Origin of the sequence: Veillonella sp., from assembly GCF_019414865.1 — a bacterium.
In the GTDB taxonomy this organism is placed as follows: Bacteria; Bacillota; Negativicutes; order Veillonellales; family Veillonellaceae; genus Veillonella.
Map to the genome: position 1 here is coordinate 1 of NZ_DXLG01000107.1, position 5480 is coordinate 5480.

Here is a 5480-nt window from a genome sequence, read left to right on the forward strand (position 1 = left end):
CTATACATTCTATTATAAGGTATTCTAAGTATAAAAACTACAAAAACCCCGCCTATATCTATGATATAGACGGGGTTTTATGACTCTATTAGTCACCTAGTTCAGATACGAACTATATTATTTTTTCAAGGATGCTGTAATGCGTTGAGTATCGCGAGCAATCATGATTTCTTCGTTTGTAGGGATTACGAAGATTTTAACTTTGGAGCCTTCAGCACTGATTTCTTGTTCTTTACCGCGGATGTTGTTGCGTTCAGAGTCAATGCGAGTACCCAAGTATTCTAAACCGTTGCAGATTGCATCACGGTTACCGATACCGTTTTCACCGATACCAGCTGTGAATACGATAGCATCAACGCCACCCATAACTGCTGCGAATGCACCAATTACGCGGCGAACTTTGTAATGGAACATGTTCAATGCTAATTGAGCACGTTTGTTACCATTAGATGCTGCTTCTTCGATAACACGGAAGTCATTGGACACACCAGAAATACCAAGTACACCGGATTTTTTATTCATAATAGTGTCTACTTCATCGTAGTTCATGCCAGTTTTGTTCATCAAGAATGGAACGATAGCTGGGTCAATATCACCAGTACGAGTACCCATGATCAAACCAGACAATGGAGTAAAGCCCATTGTAGTATCGATGGAGCGACCACCTTTAATAGCGGATACGGAAGAACCATTACCTAAGTGACATGTGATGATACGAAGATCAGACATGTGTTTACCCATCAATTCAGCGCAACGTTGTGCAACATATTTGTGGGATGTGCCATGGAAACCGTAACGACGGATGCCATAATCTTCATAGTATTCGTAAGGAAGAGCATACATGTAAGCTTCTTTAGGCATTGTTTGGTGGAATGCAGTATCGAATACACCAACTTGTGGTACGTTAGGCATGATAGCTTGACAAGCTTCGATACCTTGAATGTTTGGTGGGTTATGCAATGGAGCCAATGCGCAGCATTCTTCTAATGCTTCCATAACAGCTGGAGTGATCAATACGGAGTCAGCGAATTTTTCACCGCCATGTACTACACGGTGACCAACAGCGTCGATTGCGTCCATAGACTTAATTACACCATATTCAGCATCAACTAAAATATCAAGCAAAATACGAAGAGCTTCTTTATGATTCAAAATTGGTTCAACGCGTTCTAATTTATCTGCGTTAGGACGTTTATGAGTGAAGATAGCGTCTTGATCACCAATCTTCTCAAAAAGACCTTTTGCCAATTCTGTTTCAGTTGTCATATCAAGTAATTGATATTTCAAGGAAGAACTACCGCAGTTAACTACTAATACGTTCATCGATTAACCCTCTTTCTGTTGTGTAACTTGAATCTTGTTTTGAATTTCTTTGCTGATATCAGCACCTACCTGATCCTTTTCAGGATATTGGTAGACTATATTCCACAATACGCCATGATCTAAGAATACGTATTGAGAAAATCTAAATGTTTGCCCTTGAGTTGTATAGGTCACATCAAGCTTTTTAGCAGATGCGCCTTCTAAAGCTACAGACTCTTCTTTGATGGTGCCGCCAATTTTAGTAAACTCAGATTTGCTGCGGTTCACATACTCATCCACCGTTGGCAATGGTTTATTTTCACCGGCACGCAAAGCCTCAACCTCAATCACCATATGGTCTGTAACAGATCCATAAATGTCAATTGGATACCCATCATCAGACATATTTTTTGTGCTTTTACCCATTTCATAAGGCAAAGCAATGGTAATTTCAGATTGACCAGCACGGATAACTTGATGGCCAAAACTATATGTATCCATTACATTTGTAGAGCCACATCCCGCCATTGCTAGTAGCGCAGCACCGAGCAGAGCCCCTTGTAATGTACGTTTCCAATTTTGTTTCATCATATACCTCACATCAATTCAGCATTTACAGTTAATTATAGCCTATAGAACAAATAAAATCTACAAAAAACTTTAGTTTTACACACATTTTTTACGTCTATTTTTTTACTATACGGCCTCTTAAGTTCAAAATTTATTTACAGTCTTTCTATGCTTTGTTACACTAACACTAATGAAAGGAGTCACTATGAAAACCATCGGTATTATTTGCGAATACAATCCATTTCACAATGGTCATGCACATCAACTACATACATTAGCTACAAGATATCCTGATGTATTGCGCATCTGTATTATGAGTGGCTCCTTTGTACAACGTGGCGAACCAGCCCTTTTCTCAAAATTCGATCGCGCTCGTTGGGCTATTCTAGGCGGTACAGATATCGTTATCGAACTTCCTACGCTTTATTCATTAGGTAGTGCCCAACTATTTGCTTCAGGTGCCATTCAATTAATTAAATCTTTATCTATTGATATGCTGTCCTTTGGTTCTGAAACAACTGATTTAAATCAACTCATCCATACGGCTAAGCGTATGGATTATGAAAGCACCCAAAATGAATTACGCAATTATTTAAATGAAGGCATGTCCTATAGTACAGCCTTCCGTAAAGCGCTAGGCTCCGAATCACTTAGCACACCTAATGCCTTATTAGGGCTTGAATATATTCGTGCTGCATTAAAATATTATCCAAACTTAGAATATATTCCTATTCAGCGTACATCGGATCACCATAATTACAATTTCAATCAAGAGTTACCATCCGGTACGGCATTGCGTCAACTCATCACTACGGCTAATCTCTCAGATATGTGTTCAACACTTCAAAGTACTATTCCAACATCAATTCTAGATGATATGACCCATAGAATCACAAATGATGACTATGTCGACTACAATAGATATTATAATATGATACATATGTTGAGTCGCCGCCTGACCGCCAATGAATTAGAGCTTTTTGTTGATTTTACTGAAGGTATTGAACACTTGTGGTTAAAAGCAGCACAACAGCCTTCATGGGAATCTGCCATTGAGCAAATAAAATCCAAGCGCTACACCTATGCCCGTTTACAGCGCATGGGTGCCTATCTTACATTAGGCATTACGAAAGGCTTGATAAATATCGCTATGCAAGACGGTCCTCAATACGCCAGATTACTAGCCTTTAACGACAGAGGACGTCAATGGCTGAGAACTGAACATGACATTCCACTCATCCAAAAATGGGCTAAAGTACCTACTCAGCTCAATAGTCTTGGAAAATCTATGCATCATATAGATACACTAGCTACAGATATACAAGCCTTATGTTTTCATAATGAAGATAAACGTATAGGGCATACAGACTATACATATACACCGCAATATATCAAATAAAAAGTATAATTGTAATTTAAGCAAAAAAGGGGTTACAATACAGGTTATTCCTGTATTGTAACCCCTTCTTCACCATCTAAGTCTACTACGGCAACCCGTACACTTTCAAGATGTGATGTAGGAATATTTTTACCCACATAGTCTGCACGAATCGGCAATTCACGGTGACCACGGTCCACAAGTACTGCTAATTGAATAGATTTAGGTCTACCAGATGTCATCAATGCATTTAAAGCCGCACGAATAGTACGCCCTGTGTAAAGTACATCATCCACGAGAATGATTGTTTTCTCCGTTGTATCAATCGTACATGGTTCCCCCTCTTTTTGGCGAGCATCACGATCATCACGATACATAGCAACATTGAGTGATTCACATTCAATACGAATACCTTCAATGCGTTCGATTTCGGCCTGCAAACGTTTTGCCAAAATAACACCACGTCGTTCAATGCCTACAATAAGAGCATTAGATAAGCCTTTATTACGTTCTAGAATTTCGTGACTAATACGACGAATCGCACGCATAATAGCATCTTGATCCATCAATAAGCGTTTCTTTTCCATATATACGCCCTTATAGCACAGAGTTCTCTATGCCCCTTTACAAATATAGTTAGAAGATTATTTAGTAAACCACAATATAAGACAGTTATTTCATTTGCATGTATTTACGTTTGTCTACGTTTGTCTACGTTTCTTTACATTTCGTTTGATTTCTTTTCATTTTTTCGCTTATTTACGCTTATCTTCTCGATATGTTTTAGCAAACTCTATACATGCTTTGAAGTCATCTGGAAGAGGCGCCTCAAAATGCATACTTTCACCTGTAATAGGATGTTTTACATCTAAAGATTTAGAGTGCAATGCCTGTCCTTCAATAGGAAAATCCATACGACGGTAACCATAGAACGGATCATTAACAACAGGATGTCCAATATGAGCAAAATGTACACGAATTTGATGTGTGCGCCCAGTCTCTAAATTACATTCAACCAAGGTTTGATGGCCAAATCGTTCAACCACGTTAAAGTGAGTGACTGCATCCTTACTATTTTCAAAGACAACAGCCATTTTCATACGATCCTTAGGATGTCTTCCAATAGGAGCTTTAATAGTACCCTTTTCTTCTACAATATTACCTTGTACTAATGCTAAATATGTCCGTTTAGCAGAATGCTCCTTTACCTGCTCCGCTAAACCTATATGAGCTGCATCATTTTTAGCAGCCATCATAACACCAGATGTATCCTTATCTAAACGGTGAACAATACCAGGTCTAATCTCACCATTAATACCGGACAAATCCTTACAATGATATAGCAATGCATTAACAAGTGTACCCGAATAATTGCCCACCGCAGGATGAACAACCATACCACGTTGTTTATTTACAATGATAATATCATGATCTTCATACAATACATCTAAAGGAATATCCTCTGGTTTTACCTCTACAGATTCAGGCTCCGGTATCTCTACACGTACAACAGCATTTGGTGTAAGTCTAAGATTTGCTTTCCCTACCTTAGCACCTACTGTAACGTGACCACCTTTAATTAAACTTTGAATATAACTACGAGACCCTTCCATATGTTCTGTTAAGAATACATCCAGTCTCATACCGTCTTGCTCAGCATTTACAATATATTCGTTCATCCTCTACCTCTCTATGAGTTAAGTATCATATATTAATTAATTATATGTCATAATATATGAATTATTTATCATCATCTTTTAATGTAAATAAATAGTAGACTACTAAAGCTACGCCTACACAGATACCAATATCAGCAACATTAAAGATAGGCCATAAACGGAAATCAAAAAAATCTACCACACCATGAATCATGTAACGATCAATTCCATTACCAATAGCACCAGAAACTAATAAAGCAGATCCAATCTGTAAAGCCCAAGGACCTTTTGATAAGCGCTTCCAATAATATGCACATGCGCCTAGCAAAATAACTGCTACCAGTAAGAAGAACCATCGCTGATTAGCAAGCATGCCAAATGCTGCACCGCGATTAATAATATATGTTAAATGAAATACATTGGGTATAACCACTAAAGACTCACCTAACATAAAATGATTCATAATGTAATATTTAGTCCATTGATCTAAGAGTAACCAAAGGATTAGTATAATATAAAACAAGCTGTACTCCCTTATAATAATATATATCCTGTCTCTTATACACATCTCC

6 protein-coding genes are annotated in these 5480 nt (G+C 38.0%); 1 reads left to right on the top strand and 5 read right to left on the bottom strand.

Annotated features, from left to right (window positions below):
• Positions 1–117 precede the first annotated feature (117 nt).
• Both QZ334_RS06630 and QZ334_RS06635 read right to left on the bottom strand, forming a co-directional pair.
• Complete coding sequence (locus QZ334_RS06630; RefSeq protein ID WP_295232999.1) at positions 118–1323, bottom strand: acetate/propionate family kinase; 1206 nt, start codon at positions 1321–1323, stop codon at positions 118–120.
• A gap of 3 nt (positions 1324–1326) precedes the next feature.
• On the bottom strand, positions 1327–1890 hold the full coding sequence (locus QZ334_RS06635) for a hypothetical protein (protein WP_039969076.1): 564 nt from the start codon (positions 1888–1890) through the stop codon (positions 1327–1329).
• Positions 1891–2077: 187 nt separating this feature from the next.
• On the opposite strand from QZ334_RS06635, the gene QZ334_RS06640 reads away from it, so the two are divergent.
• The gene (locus QZ334_RS06640) at positions 2078–3271 is read left to right on the top strand and encodes a nucleotidyltransferase family protein (RefSeq protein WP_295233002.1); all 1194 of its coding nucleotides are present in this window, start codon (positions 2078–2080) and stop codon (positions 3269–3271) included.
• A 44-nt stretch (positions 3272–3315) separates the two neighbouring features.
• Here QZ334_RS06640 and pyrR read toward each other — a convergent pair whose 3' ends face one another.
• The 3 genes from pyrR to lspA form a co-directional block, all read right to left on the bottom strand.
• Positions 3316–3837, bottom strand: a complete 522-nt coding sequence (gene pyrR, locus QZ334_RS06645; protein WP_295233004.1) for a bifunctional pyr operon transcriptional regulator/uracil phosphoribosyltransferase PyrR — start codon at positions 3835–3837, stop codon at positions 3316–3318.
• 168 nt (positions 3838–4005) lie between these two features.
• The gene (locus QZ334_RS06650) at positions 4006–4929 is read right to left on the bottom strand and encodes an RluA family pseudouridine synthase (protein WP_127161426.1); all 924 of its coding nucleotides are present in this window, start codon (positions 4927–4929) and stop codon (positions 4006–4008) included.
• 61 nt (positions 4930–4990) lie between these two features.
• Entirely contained in the window at positions 4991–5431 is a 441-nt protein-coding gene (lspA, locus tag QZ334_RS06655) for a signal peptidase II (protein WP_295233009.1), read from the bottom strand.
• Between the last annotated feature and the right edge of the window lie 49 nt (positions 5432–5480).

What these genes read in the sequence shown, in the direction of transcription:
- QZ334_RS06640 (WP_295233002.1), top strand. Translation starts at nt 2,078, where the DNA reads ATGAAAACCATCGGTATTATTTGCGAATACAATCCATTTCACAATGGT.
- pyrR (WP_295233004.1), bottom strand. Translation starts at nt 3,837, where the DNA reads ATGGAAAAGAAACGCTTATTGATGGATCAAGATGCTATTATGCGTGCG.
- QZ334_RS06630 (WP_295232999.1), bottom strand. Translation starts at nt 1,323, where the DNA reads ATGAACGTATTAGTAGTTAACTGCGGTAGTTCTTCCTTGAAATATCAA.
- QZ334_RS06635 (WP_039969076.1), bottom strand. Translation starts at nt 1,890, where the DNA reads ATGAAACAAAATTGGAAACGTACATTACAAGGGGCTCTGCTCGGTGCT.
- QZ334_RS06650 (WP_127161426.1), bottom strand. Translation starts at nt 4,929, where the DNA reads ATGAACGAATATATTGTAAATGCTGAGCAAGACGGTATGAGACTGGAT.